Genomic DNA, 26683 nt, shown 5'->3' on the forward strand with positions numbered 1-26683 from the left:
GCGGATGATCTTGGTCACCGTGTTCCGCCGGAGCCTGACTCTTTTTTGTTTTTTCCGGACGGTCGGCCGCACAGTGCCTTATGGTGTCGAGGACATGATGACCCCGCCGGGGTGCTCCGACAGGGCGATTTTCAGCTTGGAGCGCAGCAGCACGATCAACAGTTCCTCGTCGCCGAGCGGTTCCTCACGGCTGCGGCCTTCCCACTCCATCGCCACTTCCAGGAGGCAGAGGTCGAGCAGTCGGACGGCGAAAGGCAAATTGAACTCGTCCGCCAGCGTTTTGCAGCGTGCGATTTCATGGATAAGCGTTGCCATTTGGAGATCCATGTCGCTGCTGTCGCTCAAAGCCATGGAGACCGTCCCTGCGGGTCGAGCACACCGGGATAGGCCCATTGGCCCTCGGGGCGGATCAGTCTGTACGGGTCGTCATCGATCGAAATCGCATGGGGCGGCGGCTCGATGTCGTCGACCATCTCGACGAAACTGTGCCCGGAAAAGCCGAAGGGCGTGCCGTTGTGCTTCACCTTGAAGCCGAAACGCTGCCAGAAGGGCAGGTAATCCTCACGGGCGTGGCCATAGAGCTTGCGAAAACCCTTGTCCCGGCACAGCTGCACGCTCGCGCGCACGAGTTCGAATGCGATCGTCGACTGGCGAAACTCCTTGCGCACCGCCAGGCGCTCCATTTTGGCGAAGTCACCGAAGAAGCGGATGCGCATGCAGCCGGCCGGCTCGCCCTCGACCGAATAGAGAAGATGGGTCGCGGCGAAGTCGTTGCCGTCAAACTCCTCGTCGAAAGGGCAGGACTGTTCGCCGATATAGACGGCGCTGCGGATCGCGGCGACCTTGAACAGTTGGTCGATGCCGTGCACCACGGTGATGCCGGTGTCGCGGGCCGGTGCGATCTGTCGATCGTAGCGCGGGCGCGGCCTGAGCAGCGAGGTCTTCGACCGGTGCTTGACGAACAGGTGTGGTTTGAACTTGCCCCGCCATTCAACACCTTCCTCGAAGCCGAGCCGCAGCATCGCGCGGCGGCCGCGTTCGGTGGTGACATTGGCGATCATGTCGGCACCGGCATAACGCGGCGAAGAGAAGTGATCGACGACCATCGGAATGGCGTTGGCGAGAAGGCCCGGCGTGTAGGACGCCCAGCTATAGACCGCGGCTGGGGTCTCTGCCTGGCGCACCAGATAGCGCTCTTCGGGATCGAACAGATTCATCCGCCCGTCGAGCAGTGCTTCGTAGCCGTCCCGGTTCAAGAGCAGCACCGTGACGAAGCCTTCGGGCTGACGTCCGCGCCGGGAGACGAGCCAGATGGTGTCCGGATTGCTGCGGGTCAGACGCTCGATGGTTTCGGGGCTGGCGAGGCGTCCGATGGCTTTCTCGGCCTTCGGCAACAGGGCGTCGATGGCCCCGCGGGAGACCGAATTTCGCACCTCGATCAGACGTGCGGCCTTGGCAATGCCGTCCTCTGTCTGATTTACCATCTTTATCCCCACGGGTAGTATCGGTTGTCATGATCCTAAGTGAAATCTCCATGATCCGATTGTTCGGTTTTGAAAGGGGGGCGTTGCGCTGATGGAACATCCCTGGCGCGGCGTCGATTGGGATTCGGTCCGCATCTTTCTTCTGGTCGATCGACATCGCAGTTTCCGCGCGGCATCGGACGCCTTGGGAATCGGCGTCAACACCGTGCGCAATGCGATCGGACGGCTGGAGGATCAGCTTGGCTACAAGCTGTTCTATCGCGATGTCGGCGGCGTTCGGCTGACGGCGGAGGGGCGGCGTGTCATCAGCTCGGCGCGCGAGGTCGAGCAGTCGATGTCGGATATGTGGCGGGTCGCCCAGACCTCGGCCACCACCCGTGCCGGTCCGATCTATCTCGCCATCACCGAAGGGCTGGGCAGTTTCTGGCTGACCCCGCGGCTGACCGAATTCATGGAGAGCGACGACGGCCGGGATGTGCAGATCAATCTGCAATGTGCCATGCGCTCGGTCGACGTCCTTCGGCTCGAAGCCGATATCTCGGTGCAGCTCACCGAGCCTTCGGCGCCGGAACTGATCAAGCGGCGCCTCGGCTACCTGCACACCATCCCCTTCGCCAGCCGCTCCTATCTCGAAAAATACGGCACGCCGCGCACCATCGCCGACCTCATCAACCACCGCCTCGTCGTCCAGCAGACCGAGCAGCTTCAGCACATCGACTTTTCGGCCGTCTTCGGGATCGATCTCGGCGAGCGAATCGTCAAACTGAACACCAACTTTGCCAGTGCGCATTATTGGGCGATCGCAAAAGGCGCCGGCATCGGTCTTCTGCCAAATTACGCTATCGCGATCGGTGCCGACGTCGTGCCAGTGGATATCGATCTTGTCTTTCGCGTCGATATTTGGATGTCACTGCATCCGGAGGTGCGCAAGACCGCGCGCCATCGCGCCTTTATCGATTGGCTAGCGGACTCGTTTTCAGACCGGCGTTTTCCTTGGTTCGGCGAAAGCTTTATGCCGCCAAGTGCAATCACCGAGCATTTCTCTCAGTCTGATCTCGCCACTTATTTTCGTGGACTAACTCCCATTTACAACTATTCCACTTGATTACTTTTGCAACAAACGCAAAGAGTGTGCGATGCAGCGGAGGCAGTGGAAAATGCCAGCACCAATTGACGTTTTTGTTGGCAAGCGGCTGCGCGAAGCCCGCAGAGCCGCGGGCGTGAGCGCGGAAGAGTTGGCCGTCGCCCTGGATGTGTCGCCGGATCGGTTGTTGCGATTCGAATGCGGCGAAGAGCGGATTGGCGCGAGTCTGTTGCATCAGGTTTGCGAACGGTTGAAGATTTCGCCGCTCTTTTTTTTCGACGGGTTCGAAGCACCGTTGACGCACGAGCACGAGTTAGTGCGCAACGAGATAGAACCGCATACCACCAGCCTGCACGACATTGAGGCGAGGCGTGCGGTTGATCGGTTGATCGAAAAGATCGTGGCGCGTCGGAAGGACCGTAATCCAGATACGGGCTCGTCCGATCGCTAAATTCGCGACTCTGCATTCTGTACCGCCACATCCAAAACGTTGCTTTCGCAATGTAGGCGGTACAATTTTCACTATAATCTGGAAGAAATTTCACCTTAAGCGTTTATTCTGCCGGTTGCTTGAGGGTGGCCGCAAAACATTACGAAAAATTCATTTTGCCACCTACAGGCTGTTGCCGACTGCGCTCAACCTATTGAATTACAAACTTCCTTTTGGTGACGCATGACATTTGCCTTTCAATTATATGGCCTTCACTAGAATCAATCAAAATTATGATCGTTGATGTCAGGTATCTGCGGCGTTAGACGCGGAAGATCCGTCGATGAGTGTGGTGTTCAACTCGTGCATTGAACTGCTCCGCTTACGACGACCACCGACCACGATCATGAAGGGATGGCATGCTCGCCACGCTCGTCATCGGCTTGCGCGAGGGCCTCGAAGCGGCTCTCATCGTTGGCATCATCGCCGCGTTCCTCAGGAAGAACGGCCATAGTCTCGTCGCCATGTGGGTCGGCGTGGTGCTCGCCGTCATTTTATCGTTGGCGGTCGGCGTCGGCCTCGCTTGGGTGGAGCAGGCGTTGCCGCAGGCGGCGCAGGAGGGGCTGGAGACGGTGATCGGGGCGCTCGCCGTCGTCTTCGTCACCGGCATGATCTTCTGGATGAATCAGCACGCCCGCGACATGAAGCGGCAGATTGAGGCCGATGCGGCCGAAGCGCTGAGCCGAGCCAGCGGCTTGGCGCTGGCGGTCATGGCCTTTCTCGCGGTTCTCAAGGAAGGCTTCGAGACGAGCGTTTTCCTGCTCGCAACCTTTTCGGCAGCGCAGTCTGCCGGATTGGCGGCGGCCGGGGCGATCGTTGGCTTGCTGATGGCCGTCGTCATCGGCTGGGGCATCTATGTCGGCGGGGTGCGGATCAATCTATCGCGCTTCTTTCGCGCCACGGGCGTTTTTCTCATTCTCGTCGCCGCGGGACTGGTCGTTTCGTCGTTGCGAACGGCGCATGAGGCCGGCTGGCTGAATGTGGGGCAGGGCGTCGCCTTGCATCTCGCCTGGTTGGTGGCGCCCGGCACCATTCAATCCGCGTTGGTGACCGGCGTGCTCGGCATCCCGGCCGATCCCCGCCAGATCGAAGTGATCGGCTGGCTCGCCTATCTCGTGCCGACCGCGCTGCTGGTCTACTGGCCGCAGAGCCGACGGCCGAGTGCGGCGACAGCCGTGAAGCTGCGGTTTCTCGGGGCCGGGGCACTCGCGGGTCTCGCCGCGGCGCTTGCGCTTTTCTACCCGGAGCCGGCGACTGTTTTGCCGGGCGCTGTCCCGATCGTGACAGCCAAGGCGGAGGCGATGACGTCGGCCGGCACGATTTCGCTTGAACGGGCGGTGGATGGAACGCCTTCGCTGCTCGATCTCGATCGCGAAGGCGTGCCGCAAGGCAGCATCGATCTTGCCGGCGCGGAGAGCCAGCCCACCCACCACGCGGGCATGGCCGCTCGGCTCTGGACCGTCAGCGCGCGCGCACGGCCCGAAGACATGCCCGAAGAGCTTAGTTTGGACGACGTCGTTCGGCTGGCCGGTGGTCGATTGCCGCGCGGGCTCAGCCCTTCGTCCCATCCGGGGCCTTTTACCGCGGACTGGACGCTCGACCGTTCGCTCGACCTCTGGACAGTCAAGGGGCAGCTTCTCGATGCCCAGGAGACCGACAAGGTGCTCGTGAAGCTGTCGGGAAGTGGCTTGATGGGCGCGCGCTTCCTGCGTGTCGCCGATCTCGATCAGATGCCCTTCGCCGCCGGCTGGCAGGTGTCCGACGCCTACCGCGAAAAGGCGGCTCGAACGTTCTCCGCCCTCGAATTGGCTGAGGCTGGCCGAGCGTTCTGGGTGCGGGATCTGCCGATCGGCCTGTTGGCGATCGCGCTCTTTTTCACGGTGACGGGCTGGCGCTTGCTGCAGCGCGAACGCCGCTCCTCCCGAGCCACCAACGCAATCCCATTACCGCATCATGATCTTAAAGGAGAACCGCATGCCTCGCATTAAGTCGCTCGTTCATTCCCTGCGTTTCGGTGGAATTACGGGCCTTGCCGCCCTGATGCCCCTGCTACCGGGTTCCGCGCTTGCGAGCGAAGCGCCGATCCATAACGGCGCCTCGCAGGTTGCGATCACGCTCACCGGCGACAAGGGCGGCTCCTGCAAGCTGGATCATGATGCGGCGAAAGCAGGTCCGGTCACCTTTAAGGTCACCAACAAGACCGCGACTTCGATCAATGAGGTCGAGCTTTTGAGCAACGACCGGATCCTCGGCGAGAAGGAAAATCTGGCGCCGGGTCTGCCGACGGTCGGCTTTACCGTTACCCTCGGCGGCGGCAAGTATCAGATCTACTGCCCCGGCGCGGCGAAGGAAACCGTCGCCTTCACCGTCAAGGGCAAGGCCGTGAAGAAGTCCGGCACCGTCGCAAATCTCTTCGCCGACGGCACCAAGGGTTACGCCCATTATGTCGACGGTGTCGTTGACGCCATGGTGACGGCGGTCGGTCAGTTGAATGCCGCCATTCAGGCGGGCGACATTGACAAGGCGAAGGCTGTCTATCCGGGTTCGCGGGCCTTCTACGAACGCATCGAGTCCGACGTCGACGGTTTCGTGCTGCCCGGCTTCAAAGCCACTGACAATGCCGGTAATCTCGACTATCTGATCGATATGCGGGCTTCCAATCTCGATCCGGCTGTCGGTTGGCACGGCTTCCATGCAATCGAGCGCGATCTTTACCAGAACAACGCGATCACCGATGGGACCAAAAAGCTGGCGGCCGAGCTCTATGCCAATGTCAAGAAGCTTGACGAGTTGGCCGGCAAGTTGAAATATCAGCCCGAGGATCTGGCGAATGGTGCCGCAGATCTCCTTGAAGAAGTCCAGACCAGTAAGATCACCGGCGAGGAAGAGGCGTTCAGTCATGTCGACCTCATCGACTTCGCGGCCAATATCGAGGGCGCCGAACAAGCCTTCGCGTTTTTGAAGCCGGGCATGGAGAAGATCGACCCCGATCTCACCTCGCTGGTTGCCAAGCAGTTCGCCAATGTTCACAAGGTCATCGAAACGTATCGCGACCCGAAGGTTCCCGGTGGCTATAAGGTCTACACGGCGGCGTTGAAGGCCTCCGATGCGGCCAAGCTTTCCAAGATCATTCAGGCCCTCCAGGAGCCGCTTTCAAAGATCTCTGAAAAAGTTGCAACGGCACGGTGATGAACGACGACGCTGTCGAAAAGACGGGTGAAAAGGCGGCGGGGGGGATGCATCTCTCCCGCCGGGGCATGCTGCTCGGCGCAGTGGCCGGTGGCTTCGGGGCGGCTATCGCCCCGAGCCATGCCGAGGCCGGGTCCTCGTCGAAAGCGAGCACCGGCAGCGACGATGAGATTGATCTCGATCGTTCGATTCCCTTTTATGGGGAGGGCGTGGCGCAAGCGGGGATTCATACGCCGCCGCAGCGCCACATTCTCTATATGACCTTCGACTTGACCACGACCGATCAGCGGGCCCTTCAGGTCTTGCTCGCGCGTTGGTCGGCGGCGATCGCTCAGCTGATGAAGGGCGAGCCGATCGGTCAGGTCGAGCCTGAGCGTCAAGGGGCGGTGGGCTTCGATACCGGCGAGGCTCTGGGGCTCGATCCGGCATCGCTGAGCGTGACGGTCGGCCTCGGCCCGCGTATCTTCACCGAAGCCTTGGGTCTTGCGGACAAACGCCCACCCTTGATGCGCGAGTTGAAGCAGCTGCCGAGTGATGCCTTCCGGCCGGAGCTCACCGGTGGAGATCTGTCGCTTCAGGCCTGCTGCGACGACCAGCAGGTTGCTTATCACGCCGTCCGCGATCTCGCGCGCATCGCCAAGCAGACGGGTGTGGCGCAGACGCGCTGGACGGTCATGGGCTTTGGGCGCGCTTCGGCCGGGAAAGGGCAGACGACGCCGCGCAATCTGTTTGGCTTTAAGGACGGCACGCGCAACATCGTCGACGACGAGGATTTCGCCCGGCATGTTTTCATCGCCGACGGGCCGAAATGGCAGCATCAGGGTTCTTACCAAGTGGTCCGCAAGATCGCGATGCATATCGAGAACTGGGATACGGACCGCGTCAGCGATCAGAATGCCGTTTTCGGTCGGCATAAGGTATCGGGGGCGCCGCTTTCCGGCACCTATGAATTCGAAACGCCCGACTTTGCGGCCCGCGATGCCAACGGCGATCTGTTGATTCCGGCCAATGCGCATATTCATCTTGCCGCGCACGAGAACAATGGCGGCATCAAGATTTTGCGCCGCTCCTATAATTACACGGATGGAATCAATGCCGTCGGCCAGCTTGATGCCGGCCTGCTGTTCATCTCCTATCAAAAGGATCCGGCGCAGTTCGAGACGCTGCAGGAGCGTCTCGGCGCATCCGATGGGATGAACGAATATATCTCCCATATCGGATCGGCGATTTTCTTCGTGCCGCCGGCTCCGCGTGAGGGATCCTATATCGGCGAGGCGCTGTTTAGCGCGCAGACGTGACGAGGCCCGACAGTCGCAGACGCCGCGAATCCGGATGCGGATCGGCATTTGACACGCGTACTGAAACATCGGGCCGGCGGTGAGTTCCGCTCATCGTCGGCTTTATGCGCTTTCGGCTCTGCGGCTTGTGGTGCCGGCAGGCTGAGGGGCTCTCTCGGTCGGTGTCGCTGCGCTTGCGAACCGGCGCGCATCGACGCGGCAATCGGTCGGGCGATCGCGATGAATCCGAAACGGATGCTGTTCGACAAGGTGACCTCGGCGCTCGATCCCGAACTCGTCAACGAAGCGCTGTAGGTCATCAAGAATCTCGCCAAGGACGGCATCAGCCTAGTCACCGTCACCACTCCAGCATCGGCCCGAACATCGGAATCGATTTTCGGCAAAGCCCGATGCGTCGATTCAAAGGGTGAGAGCGACCTTTCTGCGTCCGATCGGACGCAGGGCGCTCTAAGACGCGCTTTGCCTCCGATGCGCCGACTTTGTCAGACTGCGCGTCTTGTGTGCGTCCTGTCGGACGCACGGCGCGCGAAATGGCTGGGCGGTGGCGATCTTTTCTGCAAAACATGCCATGGACACAGCGCTTGCCGATGGCATCCGAGCGTTGATTGGCGACGATTTTGCCAAGGGTTCGGGGCGGTCGCCGAGAAGCCTTGATGTTATGGCGTTTTGCGATCGTGACAGATCGCGATGTCGATGAAATGGAGTTGGACGATGCGGATACTTGTGACCGGACGCGATGGTCAGGTTGCCCGTTGCCTGGCCGATTTGGCCGACGACGCACATGCCGTCTTTCCGGTCGGGCGACCCGACCTCGACCTGACCGACCCGGCCACGATCACCGCGGCGATCGCTGCCGTGAAACCCGACGTCGTCGTTAACGCCGCGGCTTACACGGCCGTTGACAAGGCCGAGAGCGAACCCGAGGCGGCTTTCGCGGTCAATGCGGAGGGGGCCGAGCACGTTTCTCGGGCTGCGTTTGATGTGGACCTGCCGGTCATCCATATTTCGACCGACTATGTTTTTTCCGGCGACAAGACCTCCCCTTATCTCGAGTCCGATGCGACTGGGCCGACAGGGGTCTATGGCAGCACGAAGCTTGAGGGCGAGGCGCGCGTTTTGGCTGCCAATCCGCGCGCTGTCGTGCTGCGAACCGCTTGGGTCTTCAGCCCTTACGGCAACAACTTTCTGAAGACGATGCTCCGTGTTGCAAAGGATCGCGATGAGCTGAGGGTGGTCGCCGATCAACGCGGAACGCCAACCTATGCACCCGATATCGCGGCGGCGGTGCTGGCCGTTTGCGACCGGGTAACCGGCGAGCCGGGCGGTGCGTGGTCGGGAATCTATCACATGGTCGCTTGCGGCGAGACGAGTTGGGCGGGATTTGCCGAGGCGATTTTCGTGGCATCAAGGGCGAGCGGCGGTCCTGCGGCCAAGGTTACCCGGATCACCACGGCCGACTATCCAACGCCCGCGCGTCGCCCTGCCAATTCCCGGCTCGACAATAGCCACTTTACCACCACTTTCGGATATCGTTTCCCGAATTGGATCGACACGATTCCCCGGTGCTTGGCTGCGCTCGCTAAGCAGTGATCCCTTAAGCGGCACCCCGTGCCGGCTGCAGCCGGCAGCGCTTGTCGCCGTGTGTCTAGACGTCTGCGGAGGCGAGCATGTGGAATGGCGTCTTTCAAAAATTCCGTCGCGGATCGGAACGACTAGAGCATGATGCCGAAACGTTGCATGACGTTTCGGATCCCGACATGCGGCAAAGCAAAGGTTTGGAGCGGAATAGCGATTCCGGTTCATCGCATTCCGCTCTAGACGCGGCCGGCCGATCGCAGACCATATCGCCATCTGAAACGGTGGCATCGCCTGCTGAAGTGGGGGGGGAAACGCCTCAGGGCATGTCGTTAGAGGCGTTGATTGGCTGGTTCGCGGCGCAGGACGGTATCGATCCGGCCCGTTATTCGTGGCGTAACCTGGTGCGGGATCCAGGGGGTGTTCGCACCCGCGATCTCGCGGCGGCAAAGCGGTGGTGGTGGCGTCAAGCCTTGGTGCGCCGCGCTGACGTGCGACGCAAGCGCGGTCGCGTGGCGGACGCTGCGATCGCTTACAGGGCAGCGCTGGCGTTGGCGCCGTGGAGCACTCGGCTGAAGATCCTTTGCGGCAATTTGCTGCGCGATGCCGGGCAATTCGAAGCGTCGCTTGTGCACTATCGTTCGGCGCTCGATGACAATCCGAAGAGCGCAAGAGCCTATCTCCATCTCGGTCATACCCTGAAGCTGATGGGAGAGCGATCTGCGGCGATCGACGCCTATCGCAAGGCGTTTGCGCTGGAGCCCGGGCATGAGCAGGCCGCGTGGGAATTGGTGCAGGCTGGCGAACAGCGCGAGCAGGGCATGGACTTCGTTGCCCAGATGAAGAATTCCGGCGTCGAGACGCTGCTGAAGATGTCAGTGGACGTTGCCGAGATGCGCACTCGGCTTGCGGAGATCTCATCCCATCTCCCGGATCTGGCGACGCTACGGTCCTTTCCTGTCCAGGCCTACGGGACCTTTCGGCGCGTTCATCAGCTCCCAGTGCCGACGCCCATGGATACGCCGTTGCCGAGCGTCCTGATCTTGGCGCGGGCGGCGGGGCTCGATCCTGATGCGTTGCATCGGCTTCTGGCCTCGATCGTCACGCAGACGGTTGGAACCTGGCGTACCGTCATCCTCGACGCGGATCCGGACGGGCAGAAGGCTGTCGCACGCATCATGCGGGCGGAGCCCCGTCTGCAATTTGCCGGCCGTGAGAGCGGCGAGACGGCCAGCGCTTTGGAATATCGCCTCGCGCACGCCGCGAGCGAAAGCGCTGTTCTCTTTCTGAGAGACCACGCCATTCTCGACCGCAGTTGCGTCGCCTGGGTGGCCACGGTGATGACGGCTGGCGACGCGGCCGTTGTGACCTGTGATGAAGAGTGGCTGAGCCCTGGAGCCGGCGAGCCGATCGCCTTTGCGGCGCGGGGCCGCTTCGACCGCGACATGCTCCTCCAGGCGAATGTCTGGGGCGCGTCGATGGCCGTGCGAACCGCGGCGTTCAGGAGCCTTGATCTTTCGTCGGCGGAGGATGACATCGCCTTTGCCCGCTCCGACCTCCTGTTTGCGAGCACGCGAGCGGCATTGCGCATTGCCCATCTGCCGCTTCCGTTGATCGCCAGTGTCCCGCGTGATCACGAATCGGATGACGTTGGCAGCGGGGCGGCCTCGCAGGGGCACGAGCGTGCAGTGGAACGCCATCTCAGCTTGGCGATGCCAGGTTGCCGACTGGCGACAAAAGGCACCGACGGCAAGCGACCTTTACGGCTGGTTTGGCCGGCACCGAAGGAGGCCGACACGATCACCGTGATCGTTCCAACACGCAACAACGCAGACGACTGCACGGCGATGGTCAAAAGCCTCTTTGACCGCGCGGGAAAGCCAGATGCCGTCGCGTGCCTGGTCGTCGATAACGGGACAGACCGTCCCGCGGACCGCGATCAACTGACGGCGCTTTCTGCTCGTCAAAACGTTTCGGTCTGGCGTGACGAGGGCGCGTTCAACTGGTCGCATCTCAACAATGTGGCGGCTGAGCAAGCCAAGTCACCACTCTTGCTCTTTGCCAACGATGATATGGAAATGTTGACCGGCGGCTGGGACGAGATGCTGCGCGGTCATCTGGCACGGCCAGAAGTCGGCGCGCTTGGCGCCAAGCTGCTTTATCATGACGATACGATCCAGCATGCCGGTGTGATCTTCGGCTGGAAGGGATCGGTGATCCATGATGGGCTCTACGAGCCGTCCAAGGCGCCCGGGCCGTTGGGACGCTGGCAAATGACACGGCAGGTGAGCGCTGTCACCGGCGCGTTCATGGCGGTTCGGAAGGCCGATTTCGAAGCTGTCGGCGGCTTTGATGCCGTTGGGCTGCCGGTTGGATACAGCGATGTCGATTTGTGTCTGAAGCTGCAGGCCAAGGGTCTTGCGGTCCTCTGGACGCCCGACATTAGCCTCTATCATGCCGAGTCGAAATCTCGGGGCTTCGACCATCTCGATCTTGAGCGGGCGGCGCGAAGCATGTCGGAGCGTCGGACAATCGAGGCGCGATGGGGCCGGGAACGGTTTTGCGCCGACCCCACAGTCAATCCGATATGGGTCGATGCCACCCTGCCGTTCCGCTTGATCGCTGCCGTCGATGCCGAGCAGGCGCTCGCTTTTGCCAAGCTGCGATAGCGCGTCGCTTCACGCCGCCTTCTCAAATTTTGGCTCGACCCTATCCAACGCAGTCGACCGGCGGCCTTCGGCTGCGCCGATTTTTAACGATTGGCCGGATGGTGCCGACCGACGGAGCGTTGATTTGGCCCCCTGAATTTTCTCTTCAAGAATTATAGTTGACACGTAATAAAAATTTGCGTTTCCTGATGGTCGTTGGCCTTTGGGCGTGTGTTCTTGGTGGCGCGGCGATACGGGCCGGGCGCTTTCGGCAGATCGTTGCGGGCCGGCGATGACGTGACGGCGATGATTTTACGGGAATGACGGGCCGGCGCTGACCAACCCGAGAGTGCGTCTGCGGGCCGTGCGGCTCCAGCATCGGCCCGAAAATCGGAATCGATTTTCGGCAAAGCACGATGCGTCGATTCAAAGGCTTAGAGCGACCTTTCTGCATCCGAAGGGACGCAGGGCGCTTAACGGGTGCGCGCGAGCGAAAATGTGTGAGATTGGATGGAGCGGGAAGCCATGACCAGGGTTGCGAGACTGGCCATCATCGGCGCCGGACCGAGCGGTCTGGCGGTGTTGCGTGCCTTCGAGACGGCGCGGCGCAAGGGCGCAACGATCCCCGACATCGTCTGCTTCGAAAAGCAGGAGACCTGGGGCGGCCTGTGGAACTACACGTGGCGCACCGGGCTCGACGAATTCGGCGAGCCGGTCCATGGCTCGATGTACCGTTATCTCTGGTCCAACGGGCCGAAGGAATGTCTGGAATTTGCCGACTATTCCTTCGAGGAGCATTTCGGCCGGCCCATCCCCTCCTATCCGCCCCGCGCCGTGCTGCACGACTATATCGCCGGCCGGGTCGAAAAAAGCGGCGTCAAGCCGTATGTCCGCTTCCGCACGCCGGTGCGACACGTCGCCTATGACGCAGCGCGTCAGCGCTTCGCCCTGACGGTTGCCGATCTCTTGCGCGATGAGACCCGCTGCGAGGAATTTGACGCGGTGGTCGTCGCCAACGGCCATTTCTCGGTGCCCAACGTGCCGTCGTTCCCGGGGATCGAGAGCTTTCCCGGCCGCGTGCTGCATTCCCACGACTTTCGCTCGGCGGACGAATTCGCCGGCAAGACGGTGCTGATCGTCGGTTCCAGCTATTCGGCCGAGGACATCGGCGTGCAGTGCTTCAAATATGGCGCGAGCGGCATTGTCTTCAGCTATCGTACCCGGCCGATGGGCTTCGACTGGCCCGAAGGTTTCGAGGAGCGGCCGCTGGTGACCGAGATCGCCGGCAACCAAGTGACATTCAAGGACAGCAGCCGCCGCGAGGTCGACGCGATCGTCCTGTGCACCGGCTATCGCCACAGTTATCCGTTCCTGCCGGACCAATTGCGGCTGAAGACCGACAACCGGCTTTATCCGCTTGGTCTCTACAAGGGCGTGATCTGGCAGGACAATCCGAAGATCGCCTATGTCGGCATGCAGGATCAGTACTATACCTTCAACATGTTCGACGCCCAGGCGTGGTTTGTCCGCGATGTCCTCCTCGGGCGGATCGCGCTGCCGCCGCACGCCGATCGCCAGGCCGACATCGCCGCTTGGCGGGCGCGCGAAGAGGCGGTGGGCGATCCGCTTCAGGCAATTGATTTCCAGACCGACTACGTCCGCGACCTTTTGCAAGCGACAGATTATCCAGCCCTCGACGTCGACCGTGTCGCTGAGCTCTTCAAAGAGTGGGAGCATCACAAGGAGGCGGGCATCCTGACCTATCGCGATCGCTCCTATCGCTCGACGCTGACCGGCACGATGGCGCCGCGTCATCACACCGACTGGATGGACGCGATGGACGATTCCCTCGAAGCGTTCATGGCGGTGCGCGAGGCGGCCGAATAGCCACCGGGACATGGTGCGAGGCGGTAACGGGGAGCCCGAGCGGATGGAGAGGATTTGGCTGCCACGGGCGGGAAAGGCGCGGCCGGAGCCGATCCAGGCGCTGCGGCCGGCGCAAATCGCGATCGCTGGTGGCGGCCATGGGCTGTTCGAACTGGCCGATGGCGACCGGCTGACGGTTACCGATCCCGAAGGGCTTCAAGCCGCCGAAATCCACGCCTTCGGGCCGGGACAACTGGCCGGTCTCGATGCGGCGCCGCCGGTGCTTGTCTCGAAAGACTGGGGAAGGCCGGCCGAATGGTCGCCGGCCGCACGGACGCAGTCGGGGCTGTTGCTAGCCAAGGGCGAGGCGGCAGGCGCGTCGGCGATGCTGGTGGCGTCGGGGCCGGTGCGGCTTGCGGTTGTCGCGCCCGGACCGGCGATGGCGCCGGACGCGCAGGATGCGCCAAGCGATCTGATCGTCGAGATCGTGCCGTGCGATGGCTCGCCAAGCGCTGCCCCACCGCCGCTCGCCGGCGGGGTGGTCAGCCTTGATCGGCGCATTGCTGCCGCCACCGCCGCGGCCTACCGGGTGAAGGCCGGCGATTACATCCAGATCATCGATGTCGACGGCCGCCAGTGTTCCGATTTTCTCGCCTTCGACGCGGCCGCGCTCGAGGCTGGCACGGAATTCGACCTCGATGCCACCACCACCCGCACGTTGATGGGCACAAGCTTTGCCACCCCCGGCCTGCATGCCAAATATTTTGATCGCCGGATGCAGCCGCTGATCGAGATCGTGCAGGACACGGTCGGCCGACACGACACGTTTCTCCTCGCCTGCACGGCCAAATATTACGCCGACATGGGCTATCCCGGCCACGCCAATTGCACCGACAATTTCAATGCCGTGCTCGCTCCCCACGGTGTCAAGCCGCGGGCCGGCTGGCCGGCGATCAACTTCTTCTACAACACCAGCGTCGGCGGCGACGATCGCATCGGTATGGACGAGCCGTGGTCGCGGCCGGGGGACTATGTCCTGCTGCGGGCCTTGCGCGATCTCGTTTGCGCCTCGTCCTCCTGCGCCGACGATATCGATCCCGCCAATGGCTGGGAGCCGACGGACATCCACCTCAGGGTCTATGACGGCGCCCGGTCGAGCTTTGTCAAAGGGAAGGCGCATCGTATGCGTGCCGAGGCCGAGCCCCGCCTGTGCCGTGAAAGCGGCTTTCACCGCCCGATCAGCCGGCTGACCCGCAATTTCGAGGATTATCGCGGCTTCTGGCTGCCGACATGCTTTTCTGCCGTCGGGCCGATCGCCGAATATTGGGCCTGCCGCGAGCGCGCCGTGGTGATGGATCTCTCGGCGCTGCGCAAGTTCGAGATCACCGGACCGGACGCCGAAGCTCTGTTGCAGCGCGCAGTGCCGCGCAACGTCAAGAAGCTCGCCGTCGGGCAGGTGGTTTATACGCCGCTGCTTTACCCCCATGGCGGGATGATCGACGACGGCACGATCTTCCGGCTCGGCGCGAACAATTTCCGCTTTGTCTGCGGTGACGAGGCCTGCGGCCTCTGGCTGCGGGAGTTGGCCAAGACCCATGGCCTCCATGCCTTCGTGCGCAGCTCGACCGATCAACTGAACAATCTCGCCGTCCAGGGACCGCGTTCGGGGGACATTCTGGCCGCCGTGCTGCAGACGCTGCCGCGGCAGCCGGCACTGCAGGAACTGACCTGGTTTCGCTTCACCATCGGGCGGATCGGCGAGGCGCCGGTGCTGGTGTCGCGCACCGGCTATACCGGCGAACTCGGCTTTGAGGTTTGGTGCCATCCGACGGGGGCCGAGGCTGTGTGGGAGGCGATCTGGGCAGCGGGCCAGCCCCATGGCCTGGCGCCGATGGGACTGGCGGCGCTTGATATGGTGCGGATCGAAGCCGGGCTGGCCTTTGCCGGCTTCGAGTTCTGCGATGCCACCGATCCGTTCGAGGCCGGCATTGGCTTCACCGTGCCGCAGCGCCTGGACGACCCCTATGTCGGCGACGTGGCGCTCGCCCAGCGCCGGGCCGCGCCGCAGCGTGTGCTGGTCGGACTCGACATCGCCGGCAACGATCCGGTCGCCCATGGCGACAGCGTGCATCAGGGGCGAGCCGAGATCGGGATCGTCACCAGCGCCACGCGCTCGCCGCTGCTCGGCAAAACCATTGCGCTTGCAAGGCTCGACGTCGCGGCGGCAACGATCGGAACGGCGGTCGAGATCGGCAAGCGCGACGGCCATCGCAAGAAGCTGCCGGCCGTCGTCGTGCCGTTTCCGCACTATGATCCGCAAAAGACCCGCGTGCGGGCCGATTGGGCGGCCGAGCGGGAATGACACGGCCGCCGCTCATGCGCGTCGAAAACCATGCATGTCCTGTTTTGAAAGGGTGTCAATCACCTCCCTATCCGCGTCCGACGCTCTCGGCGCTCTCGGCGCTCTCGGCGCGGGCGGCGCGGGCGGCGCGGGGACGTGGCCAAAGCCGAAGCGGGCGCGCGCTGCCGGTGGCGAAGACGCGTTGCTTGAAGACCCATTCATAGGGCGCCCGCTCAAGCAGCCGGTGGGCGAGGATCGTCGCGGGCAGGGTGACGAGGGTGGTGACCGCAATGAAGGCGGTCATGCTGAGCGTGATGGTGTCACCGAACCAGCCGAGATGGGCGAAGCTCATGCGCGTGGCGAGATAGGTGTAGGGGTGGACGAGATAGAGGCTGTAGCTGATCGTGCCGAGCCAGGCCGCCGCGCGATTGTCGAGCAGCCGCGCGGTCAGGCTGCCGGGGGCGATGGCGAGGGCGAAATAGGCGGTGGTCACGACGATCAGCGCCGGCAGCACCGGATTGTGCATGTCCGACCAGCGATAGCCCCAGTGGCCACGCGAGGCGAGGGCGACGAGGGCGGCAAAAGCGATGGCTTCGAGGACCGGCCGCGGTCGCTGCAGCAGCTTTGTGCCATCTGCGATAACCCGCACCAAAAGCCCGCCGATGAAATAGAAGGCGCTCGGAAAGCGTGAGAGGAAATAGCCGACAAAGACGAGCAGCAGGATTTGCGCCGTGCGGCTCGGCGTCTTGACGAAGACGATCACGCCGATCACCGTCATCACATAGAACCACACCTCGAAGGTCAGGCTCCAGGCGTTCGGTGTCAGCTGCAGGGTGCGGGTGAAGATGTTGACAAAGGTCAGAGCCGCGAGGATCGCGCCTGGATCGTTGGTCTTGGGCTCGACATGGGTCAGCGCGTTGAGCGCGACGTAGACGAGCGAGAGCACGAAGAACAGCGGATAGATCCGCATGAAGCGGCGCGCGGCGAATTCGCTGGCCGAATAACGCAGCGCGCTCGGTAGGATGACAAAGCCGCTGATGACAAAGAACAGAAAGACGCCGTAGGTGCCGAAATTCCAAAAGGGGGCGACCCCGTCGACGTAATCCGCGCGTCCGGCATAGATATGCTCGGCGGTGCCGCCGATGAGATGGGCCAGGAAGACCATGACGGAGGCGATGCCCCTCAGGCCATGGGTCGCTCGGTTGAAGGAGACCTGCTTGTCCGTGGCGGATCGGGGCATGGGGCGGTGCTGGCCTCCGAGCTTGGATAGGGCGCCAGGCGGGCCGAAGCGCGCCGTTCGGCGATGGGCGGGGGATGATCCCGCAGGCCATCGACCCTCGGCCCATTTCGGCGCCGCTGAAAGTCCGCCTTTTGGCGATGGCTGGCCTACTCCGCGGCCGCCACATTTGCCCGCCCCGTGGCGGCAGTGATAAACGCGGCGGCTTCCCGTGTGATCGGCAAACCTTTGGCAGGGCCCCATGACCTCATCCTCCCTTCTCACCGACGCGTTGGCGCCATGCGTCTAGGCGGGCGACTTGCGGCGGCGATCGAGGTGCTTGGCGATGTCGAGGCGCGGCGTCGGCCGGTCGCCGACGCCTTGAAGGATTGGGGCCTGTCCCACCGTTTCGCCGGCTCCGGCGACCGGGCGGCGATCGGCAACATCGTCTATGATGGGCTGCGCAAGAAGCGCTCCTTCGGCTTTCGCATGGGCGACGATAGCGCCGCAGCGCTCGGTATCGCGGCGGTGCTGGAGGGTTTGTCGATGACGCCCGAGGCGTTGGCCGCGGCACTCGCCGGCGATCGTTTCGCGCCGGCGATTCCGCCGTCAGAGCGGCTGGCAGGGTTCGTTGCGGCTGATCTTGAGACGGCTTCGGAGGCGGTTCGCGCCGATGTGCCGGATTGGCTCGCCGGCCGGTTGGCAAGCGGGCTCGGCGCGGATTGGGGGGTGGAGGCCGCAAGCTTGGCCGAACGTCCGCCGCTGGACCTTCGCGCCAATCCGCTGAAGGCTGATCGCGACAAGGTGTTGAAGGCGCTGGCTCCGCTTGGCGCCACGCCGGCCGATCTCGCGCCGCAGGGCCTGCGCATCGCGGCGATCGAAGGCGCCGGGCGCCATCCCAATGTTCAGGTCGAGGCGGGCTTTCAAAAGGGCTGGTTCGAGGTGCAGGACGAGGGTTCGCAGCTGGCGGCGGCCTTGTCTGGTGCCAAGCCCGGCGAGCAAGTGCTCGATCTGTGCGCCGGAGCCGGCGGCAAGACGCTGGCGCTCGCCGCGATGATGGACAACACCGGTCAGATCCATGCCACCGATGCCGATCGTCAGCGCCTGGCGCCGATCCACGAACGGCTGAAACGGGCCGGCGCCCGCAACGTCCAGGTCCATGATCCGCGCGAGGATATGGCCGGGCTGTTCGGCGGTATGGATCTCACCCTCGTCGACGCGCCCTGCACCGGATCGGGCACCTGGCGACGGCGGCCGGACGCCAAATGGCGCCTCACCGAGAGCGCGTTGGAAAAACGCATGGCCGAGCAGGATGCCGTGCTCGATCGGGCGGCGCGCTTCGTGCGTCATGGTGGCCGGCTGGTCTATGTCACCTGCTCGCTTTTGGCCGAGGAAAACGTCGAGCGCATCGCGGCCTTTCTGCAGCGCCACGTCGACAAGGGGTTCACCGTCGCCGATGCCGGTGCGCGCTGGGCCGCGGCTCTGTCGGACAATGAGCTTGAGCGATGCCGGGTGACGCCGCTTGTCGGCGGCAGCGTCCTGACGATGACGCCGCATCGTACCGGCACGGACGGCTTCTTCTTCGCGTTGTTGGAAAAGGCTTGAGCTGTCGACAATGCCACGCCCTCTTGCCCTGATCGCGTTCCTGGTCCTCACGGTCGGCGGCGGCGCGCTGATTGGTCTGACGGTCGAGACCGGTGGCTGGTTTTCTGGGCTCGACAAACCCGCCTTCAACCCGGCGACGTGGATTTTCGCTCCGGTCTGGACGGTGCTTTACATCCTGATCGGCATCGCCGGCTGGCGGGTCTGGCGAGCGAAAGACAAGGCGATGCAGGGGCTGTGGTGGCTGCAATTGGCGCTCAACTTTGTCTGGCCGCCGATCTTCTTCACCGCCCATGCGCTCGGCTGGGCGCTGGCCGTCATCATCGCTCTGCTGGCGGCGATCGCCGGCTTCACCGGGCTCTGCTGGAGGCGCGAGCGGACCGCGGCCTGGCTGTTTCTGCCCTATCTTGTCTGGGTCGCCTATGCGACGCTGCTCAACGCCGCTTTGTGGTGGATGAACTGAAGCGATTGCCGGTGCATCGCGTCGTTGTCATATGTGACAAAGGAGCGGTCATGGTGGTCCTCAACCGGGCAAGGCTCGGGCAAGACGGGCCGGGCGAGGGCGCGTCAGAAGAGGCAGCGATGAGCGACGATGATTTGACCATGCTCGACTGCTCGCTGGCCACGCTTCGTGGCCGCAAGGTGCTCTTCGTCATGGCGGCCGAGGCCGAATATGGCGCCGCGCTCAAGGCAAGGATCCGGCCGCTGATGACCGGCGTCGGGCCGGTCGAGGCGGCGCTCGGCACCGGGATTGCGTTGCATGCGCTCCAGGCCGCCGGCCATTTGCCGGATCTCGTCGTCTCGCTCGGCTCGGCCGGCTCGCGCAGCCTCGAACAAGGCGCGGTCTATCAGGTCGCGTCGGTCTCCTGGCGGGACATCGACGCCTCCCCACTCGGCTTTGCGAAAGGCGTGACGCCGTTTCTCGATCATCCGGTCGACACGCCGCTGCCGGCGCCGATCCCGAGCCTTGCCGCCGCGCGCCTTTCGACCGGCGCGAACATCGTCTCCGGCGCCGCTTATGACGCGATCGACGCCGACATGGTCGACATGGAAACCTTCGCCGTTCTGAGAGCTTGCCAACGGTTTTCGCTGCCGCTTGTCGGCCTGCGCGGGATTTCCGACGGCGCGGCCGACCTCCACCATTACGATGACTGGGCGACGCTGCTGCACGTCATCGACGCCAAGCTCGCCGATGCCGTCGACCGGCTGGAAATCACCATCGATTCGGGCCTGCTGGCCCTCTAGCGGCAGGGGAAATGCTGCAATTTCGAACGCTTGGCGCTATCGCGCAAAATTGGGTTTTCAAGGGGGCCGGATTTCTTTATGAGTCCGCCATGACAGCGCACCCCGACACCGTCCTCATCATCGACTTTGGCTCCCAGGTCACGCAGCTGATTGCGCGGCGTGTGCGGGAGGCCGGCGTCTATTCCGAAATCGTACCGTTCCAATCGGCGAAAGAGGGTTTCTACCGCCTGAAGCCGAAGGCGGTGATCCTGTCCGGCTCGCCAGCCTCGGTGACCGACGAGGATGCGCCTGGCGCGCCTCAGGCGATCTTCGATTCTGGGCTGCCGGTTCTCGGCATCTGCTATGGCCAGCAGACCATGTGCGCCCAGCTCGGGGGCCATATCGAGGGCGGCCTGCATCGCGAATTCGGCCGGGCCTTTGTCGAGGTCCAACAGGCGTCACCGCTGTTCGAGGGGATCTGGGCCGAGGGCACCCGCCATCAGGTCTGGATGAGCCATGGCGACCGGGTGACCGTGCTGCCCGAGGGGTTTGAAGTGATCGCCGCTTCGCCCGGTGCGCCCTTTGCGGCGATCGCCGACGAGAGCCGGCGGTTCTACGGCGTGCAGTTCCATCCGGAGGTGATCCACACGCCGGACGGGGCCAAACTCTTGTCGAACTTCGTCCACAAGATCGCTGGCCTTGCTGGCGATTGGACGATGGCGGCCTTCCGCGAGCAGGCGATCGCCGAGATCCGCGCCAAGGTCGGCGACGGAAAAGTCATCTGCGCGCTGTCGGGGGGAGTTGATTCCTCCGTTGCGGCGGTCTTGATCCACGAGGCGATCGGCGAGCAGCTGACCTGCATCTTCGTCGATCACGGCCTTTTGCGCCTCAACGAGGCCGAGGACGTGGTGGCGATGTTCCGCGACCACTACAACATGCCGCTGGTTCATGTTGAGGCGCAGGACACCTTCATCGGCGCGCTGGAGGGCGAGAGCGATCCGGAGGTCAAGCGCAAGACCATCGGCCGGCTGTTCATCGAGACCTTCGAGGCCGAAGCCGCCAAGCTTGGCGGCGCCGATTATCTCGCCCAGGGCACGCTCTATCCGGATGTGATCGAAAGCGTCTCCTTCACCGGCGGACCCTCGGTGACGATCAAGTCGCATCACAATGTCGGCGGCCTGCCCGAACGGATGAACATGACGCTCGTCGAGCCTTTGCGCGAACTCTTCAAGGACGAGGTGCGGGCGCTCGGCCGCGAACTCGGTCTGCCGGCGCATTTCATCGGCCGTCAGCCCTTCCCGGGGCCGGGTCTTGCCATCCGCTGCCCGGGCGGCGTGACCCGCGACAAGCTGCGGATCCTGCGCGAGGCGGACGCGATCTATCTCGACGAGATCCGCAAGGCGGGCCTTTATGATGCGATCTGGCAGGCCTTCGCGGTGCTTTTGCCGGTCCAGACCGTCGGCGTGATGGGCGACGGGCGCACCTACGAATTCGTCTGCGCGCTGCGCGCCGTCACCTCGGTCGACGGCATGACGGCGGATTTCTACCCCTTCGACATGGACTTCCTTGGCCAGGCCGCCACCCGCATCATCAACGAAGTGCGCGGCGTCAACCGGGTGGTATACGACGTGACGTCGAAGCCGCCGGGAACCATCGAGTGGGAATGATCTAAGGTCGTTTCAGACCATCTCGCTCCGTGCCAAAAGCCGCACGATCTATTTGACTGATAAGGATTATTTTTCCCACCCCGTATCGCTGCATGTCACCCCAACCTAGCCACTTTGTTGGTAGTGATGTTGGTATGGCGCAGGATGGTCGAGAAACGGGTCTTCAGTACCAACGTTGCTGTTGTTGGTATCTGTTTGCCCCCAGACCGGATGCGGATTTATGGGCGATCTCACTGATAAAGAACTGAAAAATCTGAGGCCAAAGGCCAAGCTGTACAAGGTGACGGACCGCGACGGGATGCACGCTGCCGTCACGCCGACCGGGGTCATCTCGTTCCGGTATCAGTACCGGGTGAACGGGCGGCAGGAGGTGTTGACCATCGGCCGATATAGCCCCGAAGCGGCGCGCAAGCTGACACGGGCACCCGATGCGCTGGAATACGGAATGGAGGTGTCGCTCGCCGAGGCGAGGACGCTGCTGGCCCGGGCTCGGCGTCAGGTCGAGCGTGGAGAGTCGCCGTCGAAGGCCAAGGTGGAGAAGCGCACCGCGTCAGCCGAGGCGTTGACGTTCGGCGGGTGGGCGGAAGCCTACTTCAAGCACAAGGCCGATCCCAAATCGGGGGCCGAAAAGCTGGCTGACAGCACCTTGGCGATGCGCCGATCGGTCTATGATCGCGCTATCGCGGGCGAGTTGTCGAAACTCAAGCTGGGAGAAGTGACGCCGCAGCGCCTCAAACGTCTGTGCGACGAGGTCAAGGAGAAGCGCGGACCGGCCGTTGCCGTTCATGTCCGCGAAGTCGTGTTGCTGGTGTTCCGCCACGCTCAAGGAAGCGGGCTGGATGTAAGCAACCCGGCCGAGTCGATCCGCACCAGCGCCATTGCCACATTCGAACCACGCGACCGCGCCCTTTCGCCGTCCGAAGTCCGTGCGGTTATTGCGGCTTTGGATCACGTATCGGCGGCTCCCACCTTGCGCTCAGCGGTGAAGTTTGTCTTGCTGACCGGTGTTCGCAAGTCGGAGTTCATCGACGCCACATGGGCGGAAATCGACTTTGCCGCCGCGCGCTGGACAATTCCGGCCGAGCGTATGAAGGCGGGCAAGGCGCATGTCGTTCCGTTGAGTGATCAGGCACTTGATATTCTGACTGCGTTCCGCACCATGTTCGGTGCCAGCCGATACCTGCATCCTGGCCGGTACGATGGTGATACGCCCATCAGCAACGCCACGCTCAACCGCGTGATAGACACCGCCGTAGAGCGCATCCGGAAAGATGACCCTGACTTTCAGACTTTCGGTGTTCACGACCTGCGCCGCACGTTTTCGACGGGCCTAAATCGCGCCAAGTTCGATGATCGCTGGATCGAGATGAGCTTGGCCCACGCGCCACGCAACCGGATCGCCGCCGTCTACAACGTAAATCGCTACCTCGCCGAGCGGAAGATTATGCTTCAATGCTGGGCCGATATGGTTGACGCTTGGGTGAGGGGCGAATCCGCGAAAGAGTTGATCGCAGATGCAAAACGGCTTGCAGCCGAGGTCCACGATGATGAACTGGACGACGATCTCTGACCGGAGATGCATCGCAAACCCTTTCTGTCAGTCATTGTCATTGGTGACTCGCCACGCGACGGGGTTTTCGATCCAGCGGTTGATATCGGATTCATGCCAGCCGGTGCCGTTGGTGCTGATCCTGAGTTTGGCCGGGAACGTGCCCTCGGCGATCTTGCGGTAGATGGTCGAGCGCGACAGACCGGTCCGCGCAAGGACGGTCTTCATGCGGATGATACGGTCTGGCTGATGCATGGCTGCGGTGCCTCCTGCTGGTTGTCTGTGGTGATTGCAGAGACCAGACGAAGCAATGCATTCCTCCTGCGCAAGAGGTGTTCAGGTGTCGGCGTACTGTGGCGAAGTATCGGCGGTGAATAGGACGGTTCTCAAAGCCCGATCCCGCGTCCCCTGCCCATGTCGATGCCGTGCGCGAAGGCGAGCGCCGCCCCTATCCGGCGTCCGCTCTCCATCTGGATACCAAGCTCGGCCTTGCGGTTGGCGAGGATGGATTCCATCTGCGGATCGCGTTCAAGGCTCTTGGCCATATTGCCCATCTCGGCCCGCGTGGACTTGTAGCCGGACATGTCGCCTGCCTGGTACTGGCGCTGGCTGGTCTGGTCGAGGGCCTGCCAGCGCTGCACGAAGCGGTCGGCGCGCAGGCTCGGATCGCGGGCCGGATCGGCATCCCGCCCGGTGCCACGTCCGGTGCGGATTTCGGCTTCGAGCTGCAGGGCGCGGATGGTGCGGTTGATGCGTCCCGTTCCGGCCTCGCGCGCGAGACTGTTGTCCTTGCTGTAAGCGGCTTCCGCATCCTGCCAGCCATTCGGGCGCACGGCATTGAAGGCATCCCGCGCCGCACCGAGTTGGCGCCGCTGTTCGGCGGAAGGCGTCAGGCCCTCGCGTTTCGCCTCGATGATCGCGTCGGCGGCGCGGGCATGGCGGATCAGCGCATCGGTGCGGGCCTTGCGCATGGCGGCATCAGGATCAACCGCCACGGCCCTCTCCGGCGCATCCGCCTGCGGCTGAACCGGCGAAGCTGTGTTCGGCTCCTGCGTCCCGTCAATGCCGGGTGTCGCCCTGTCGATGGATGCTGTGGGGAGCCGCAGGCCGTTGAACATGCCGCGCACCGTCTCCGGCACCTTGCGCACGATCTCGGCGACACGCTCGCGGAAGCTGATGCCCCGCCGCTCGGCATAATCCCTTGCCGGTTCGGCCTGGCTGTAGTCCGTCGCCATATCCTTGGCCCGGTCGCGCGACAGGGCGTTGACCAGCCTGTCCCGGCTGGCGAAGTCATCGCGGCCATAATGCAGGTCCATGCCGTCACGATGGCGCGAGAGGGCGACATAGCTGCCATGGGCGTCCATGCCGGGCGTGGCCAGAACATGGGTGCGGTCCACCGTCATGCCTTGGGCCTTGTGGATCGTGGCGGCATAGCCGTGGTCGATCCTGTTGTAATCCTTCAGGTCGAACGAGACATTGCGGCCATCGTCCGTGCGAACCGTCATGGCCTGCGGGCTGACCTGCTCGATGGAGCCAAGCGTCCCGTTCTTCACGCCAAGCCCGCGCTCGTTAGCGAGGAACATGACGCGATCCCCGGCGGCGAAGTGTCTGGTCCCGCGCTCGACGGTGACGCGCACGTCCTCGCCCAGATCGCCAGCCTCCCGCATCCGGCTCCGGGCCGCCTCGTTCAACTCCCGCACCTCGGCGTTGGTGTGGGTGAGGATGATGCGGCTGCTGTCGGGTGACGACTGCCGCTCCCGGTCCCATCTGTCGATAAGGTCGCCGCGTGCCTGCTCGCGGGTCTCGGCCACATGCACCATATCGTGCGCGTCATAGGCATGGATCGCCGGACCGGTTCTGCCGGTCGCCAGATCGCGCGTGGCGTCCCGCTGCCAGTCCTCGCGCTGGCGGCGCACCTCGCTGATTTCGACACCGCCATGACGTTCATGGATCGACCGGAAGGCGGCACCGGCTTCGATGGATTGCAATTGCTGCGGATCGCCGACCAGAACGACCTTGGCTCCGGCTTCCCGCGCATGGGACAGCACACGCTCCAACTGCCGCGTGCCGACCATGCCCGCCTCGTCGATGACAAGCACGTCGCGCGCCGTGAGCAGGTCGCGGCCCTGTCCCCAGCCATGTTCCATGCTGGCGATGGTGCGCGAGGCTATGCCTGATCCGCTCTCCAGATTTTCCGCCGCGATGCCGGAGAGCGCCGCGCCGCGAACCTCATAGCCCGCCGCTTCCCACGCCTCGCGCGCCACGCCCAGCATGGCGCTCTTTCCCGTTCCGGCATAACCGACGACGACGCCGAGATCGCGCCCGTCCGTGACATGCGCCAGCGCCTCGGCCTGCTCGCCGGACAGGACAAGCCCGCGTCGTTCGGCGCGGACCAGGGCCGCCTCCCTGTCGCGGTCGCTGACCTCGTGCAAGTCCCGCTCGGCCATCAGTGCCGCCGCGTGGTGCAGGCGCTGTTCGGCCTCGATCATCTCGCGTGTGGTGAACCGGTCCTCGCCGCGTCCGTCTCTGCCCAGTTCGACCAGATCGGGCGCGCCACGCATCGCGCCCATGACGGCGTTGAACTGGTCCAGCCCATCGCTGTGCCGGTGCGCGAACATCGCCATATCGCGCCGTGTGAAGGTCGATTGCTGATGGGTGATCGCGTCCAGCGCCACCGAGGGATCGGCGATGATCCGCACGCCGTTGTTACGCGCGATCTCGCGGTGCATCTCCGCGCGATCCGCCGCCTCGATCCCTTCGCCCTCGATGCGCTGCGCGGGCGCGCCGATCTGGCTTTGCGGCTCAAGGCCAATGCCCTGCGCTTCCAGACTGCGGTGGTCGATCCGCGCGTCGATGTCGAGTTCGGCCAGCCGCTCGTTGACGTGATCGGCCCAGCGTTCCCGCCAGCGCTCGACCATCTCCGTGCGGTTCCAGTCCCGCACCTTCGAACCGAACCCGTTCTCATCCACGCTGCGCATGGTGAGCATGACATGGGCATGGGGTTTGGGGCTGCCGTCCTCGCCGATATCCCAATGCACATTCAGATCGGCGATCATGCCCTGATCGACGAATTCGGCCTGCACGAAGTCGCGGGCGAGTTCGACGCCCTGGGCCTGCGTCATCTCGCGCGGAAGGGCGAACTCCACCTCGCGGGCGAGCTGGGCGTCCTTCCTGACTTCGAACGCCTCGACATCGTTCCAGAGCCGTTCGCGGTCGCTCCATGACTCGGGCGCGTTCTCCGGCAGCATGACCTCGGAATGGACGACACCGCGTTTGCCGGAGAAGTCGTGGCTGCGTTCAAGCCGGTCGTCGCGCAGCCGCGAGGCCGAGCGGTAGGCGGCGGACGCCACCGCGCTGGAGCCTGCCTTGCGGCCAATGACCTTGACGTGAAGATGATAGATCGCCATCGCGATCCCAACATCAGCACGGAAAAGCGCACGTCGGAACGAC

General features: G+C 63.5%; 19 protein-coding genes and 1 pseudogene. 15 read left to right on the plus strand and 5 right to left on the minus strand.

Going from position 1 to position 26683, the window contains the following annotated elements:
• Positions 1 to 78 precede the first annotated feature (78 nt).
• Positions 79 to 351, minus strand: a complete 273-nt coding sequence (locus J1C48_RS07825; protein ID WP_207257270.1) for a hypothetical protein — start codon at positions 349 to 351, stop codon at positions 79 to 81.
• Positions 342 to 1484 (minus strand): GNAT family N-acetyltransferase, encoded by a 1143-nt coding sequence (locus J1C48_RS07830; protein WP_207257271.1) that lies wholly within the window; start codon positions 1482 to 1484, stop codon positions 342 to 344. Before J1C48_RS07830 ends, J1C48_RS07825 begins: the two co-directional genes overlap by 10 nt.
• 91 nt (positions 1485 to 1575) lie before the next feature.
• Here J1C48_RS07830 and J1C48_RS07835 point away from each other — a divergent pair, with 91 nt between their 5' ends.
• The 10 genes and pseudogenes from J1C48_RS07835 to J1C48_RS07875 all read left to right on the plus strand — a co-directional run bounded on the left by J1C48_RS07835 (position 1576) and on the right by J1C48_RS07875 (position 15996).
• The gene (locus J1C48_RS07835; RefSeq protein WP_207257272.1) at positions 1576 to 2589 is read left to right on the plus strand and encodes a LysR family transcriptional regulator; all 1014 of its coding nucleotides are present in this window, start codon (positions 1576 to 1578) and stop codon (positions 2587 to 2589) included.
• A gap of 52 nt (positions 2590 to 2641) precedes the next feature.
• Positions 2642 to 3019 carry a helix-turn-helix domain-containing protein gene (locus J1C48_RS07840; RefSeq protein ID WP_207257273.1) on the plus strand — a complete coding sequence of 126 codons (378 nt, stop codon included), beginning with the start codon at positions 2642 to 2644 and terminating at the stop codon, positions 3017 to 3019.
• A 398-nt stretch (positions 3020 to 3417) separates the two neighbouring features.
• Positions 3418 to 5046, plus strand: a complete 1629-nt coding sequence (efeU, locus tag J1C48_RS07845; RefSeq protein ID WP_207257274.1) for an iron uptake transporter permease EfeU — start codon at positions 3418 to 3420, stop codon at positions 5044 to 5046.
• A complete protein-coding gene (efeO, locus tag J1C48_RS07850) occupies positions 5033 to 6247 on the plus strand; it encodes an iron uptake system protein EfeO (RefSeq protein WP_207257275.1) in 1215 nt (404 codons plus the stop codon). Before efeU ends, efeO begins: the two co-directional genes overlap by 14 nt.
• Complete coding sequence (locus tag J1C48_RS07855) at positions 6247 to 7545, plus strand: Dyp-type peroxidase (protein ID WP_207257276.1); 1299 nt, start codon at positions 6247 to 6249, stop codon at positions 7543 to 7545. Before efeO ends, J1C48_RS07855 begins: the two co-directional genes overlap by 1 nt.
• Positions 7546 to 7743: 198 nt before the next feature.
• Positions 7744 to 7836 (plus strand): annotated as a pseudogene (locus J1C48_RS18905) (amino acid ABC transporter ATP-binding protein); the annotation flags it as partial.
• A 420-nt stretch (positions 7837 to 8256) separates the two neighbouring features.
• Positions 8257 to 9135, plus strand: coding sequence for a dTDP-4-dehydrorhamnose reductase (gene rfbD, locus J1C48_RS07860; protein ID WP_207257379.1), 879 nt, complete (start codon positions 8257 to 8259; stop codon positions 9133 to 9135).
• A gap of 311 nt (positions 9136 to 9446) precedes the next feature.
• Positions 9447 to 11789 (plus strand): tetratricopeptide repeat protein, encoded by a 2343-nt coding sequence (locus J1C48_RS07865; protein ID WP_207257277.1) that lies wholly within the window; start codon positions 9447 to 9449, stop codon positions 11787 to 11789.
• 504 nt (positions 11790 to 12293) lie between these two features.
• A complete protein-coding gene (locus tag J1C48_RS07870; protein WP_207257278.1) occupies positions 12294 to 13655 on the plus strand; it encodes an NAD(P)-binding domain-containing protein in 1362 nt (453 codons plus the stop codon).
• A 43-nt stretch (positions 13656 to 13698) separates the two neighbouring features.
• On the plus strand, positions 13699 to 15996 hold the full coding sequence (locus tag J1C48_RS07875) for a trimethylamine N-oxide demethylase (protein WP_207257279.1): 2298 nt from the start codon (positions 13699 to 13701) through the stop codon (positions 15994 to 15996).
• A 67-nt stretch (positions 15997 to 16063) separates the two neighbouring features.
• On the opposite strand, the gene J1C48_RS07880 is transcribed toward J1C48_RS07875, so the two are convergent.
• Positions 16064 to 17215 (minus strand): acyltransferase family protein, encoded by a 1152-nt coding sequence (locus tag J1C48_RS07880; RefSeq protein ID WP_207257280.1) that lies wholly within the window; start codon positions 17213 to 17215, stop codon positions 16064 to 16066.
• A gap of 276 nt (positions 17216 to 17491) precedes the next feature.
• Between J1C48_RS07880 and J1C48_RS07885 the strand changes: the two genes are divergently transcribed.
• The 5 genes from J1C48_RS07885 to J1C48_RS07905 all read left to right on the plus strand — a co-directional run bounded on the left by J1C48_RS07885 (position 17492) and on the right by J1C48_RS07905 (position 23254).
• Complete coding sequence (locus J1C48_RS07885) at positions 17492 to 18796, plus strand: RsmB/NOP family class I SAM-dependent RNA methyltransferase (protein WP_207257281.1); 1305 nt, start codon at positions 17492 to 17494, stop codon at positions 18794 to 18796.
• Positions 18797 to 18806: 10 nt separating this feature from the next.
• Entirely contained in the window at positions 18807 to 19256 is a 450-nt protein-coding gene (locus J1C48_RS07890) for a TspO/MBR family protein (protein WP_207257282.1), read from the plus strand.
• Between the two features lie 119 nt (positions 19257 to 19375).
• On the plus strand, positions 19376 to 20038 hold the full coding sequence (locus J1C48_RS07895) for a 5'-methylthioadenosine/S-adenosylhomocysteine nucleosidase (RefSeq protein WP_207257380.1): 663 nt from the start codon (positions 19376 to 19378) through the stop codon (positions 20036 to 20038).
• 89 nt (positions 20039 to 20127) lie between these two features.
• The gene (gene guaA / locus J1C48_RS07900; RefSeq protein WP_207257283.1) at positions 20128 to 21684 is read left to right on the plus strand and encodes a glutamine-hydrolyzing GMP synthase; all 1557 of its coding nucleotides are present in this window, start codon (positions 20128 to 20130) and stop codon (positions 21682 to 21684) included.
• A gap of 220 nt (positions 21685 to 21904) precedes the next feature.
• Complete coding sequence (locus J1C48_RS07905; protein ID WP_207257284.1) at positions 21905 to 23254, plus strand: tyrosine-type recombinase/integrase; 1350 nt, start codon at positions 21905 to 21907, stop codon at positions 23252 to 23254.
• 27 nt (positions 23255 to 23281) lie between these two features.
• Here J1C48_RS07905 and J1C48_RS07910 read toward each other — a convergent pair whose 3' ends face one another.
• On the minus strand, positions 23282 to 23488 hold the full coding sequence (locus J1C48_RS07910; RefSeq protein ID WP_207257285.1) for a helix-turn-helix transcriptional regulator: 207 nt from the start codon (positions 23486 to 23488) through the stop codon (positions 23282 to 23284).
• Between the two features lie 131 nt (positions 23489 to 23619).
• Positions 23620 to 26640, minus strand: a complete 3021-nt coding sequence (gene traA / locus J1C48_RS07915; RefSeq protein WP_207257286.1) for a Ti-type conjugative transfer relaxase TraA — start codon at positions 26638 to 26640, stop codon at positions 23620 to 23622.
• Between the last annotated feature and the right edge of the window lie 43 nt (positions 26641 to 26683).

It is taken from the genome of Jiella flava, assembly GCF_017349315.1.
In the GTDB taxonomy this organism is placed as follows: Bacteria; Pseudomonadota; Alphaproteobacteria; order Rhizobiales; family Rhizobiaceae; genus Jiella; species Jiella flava.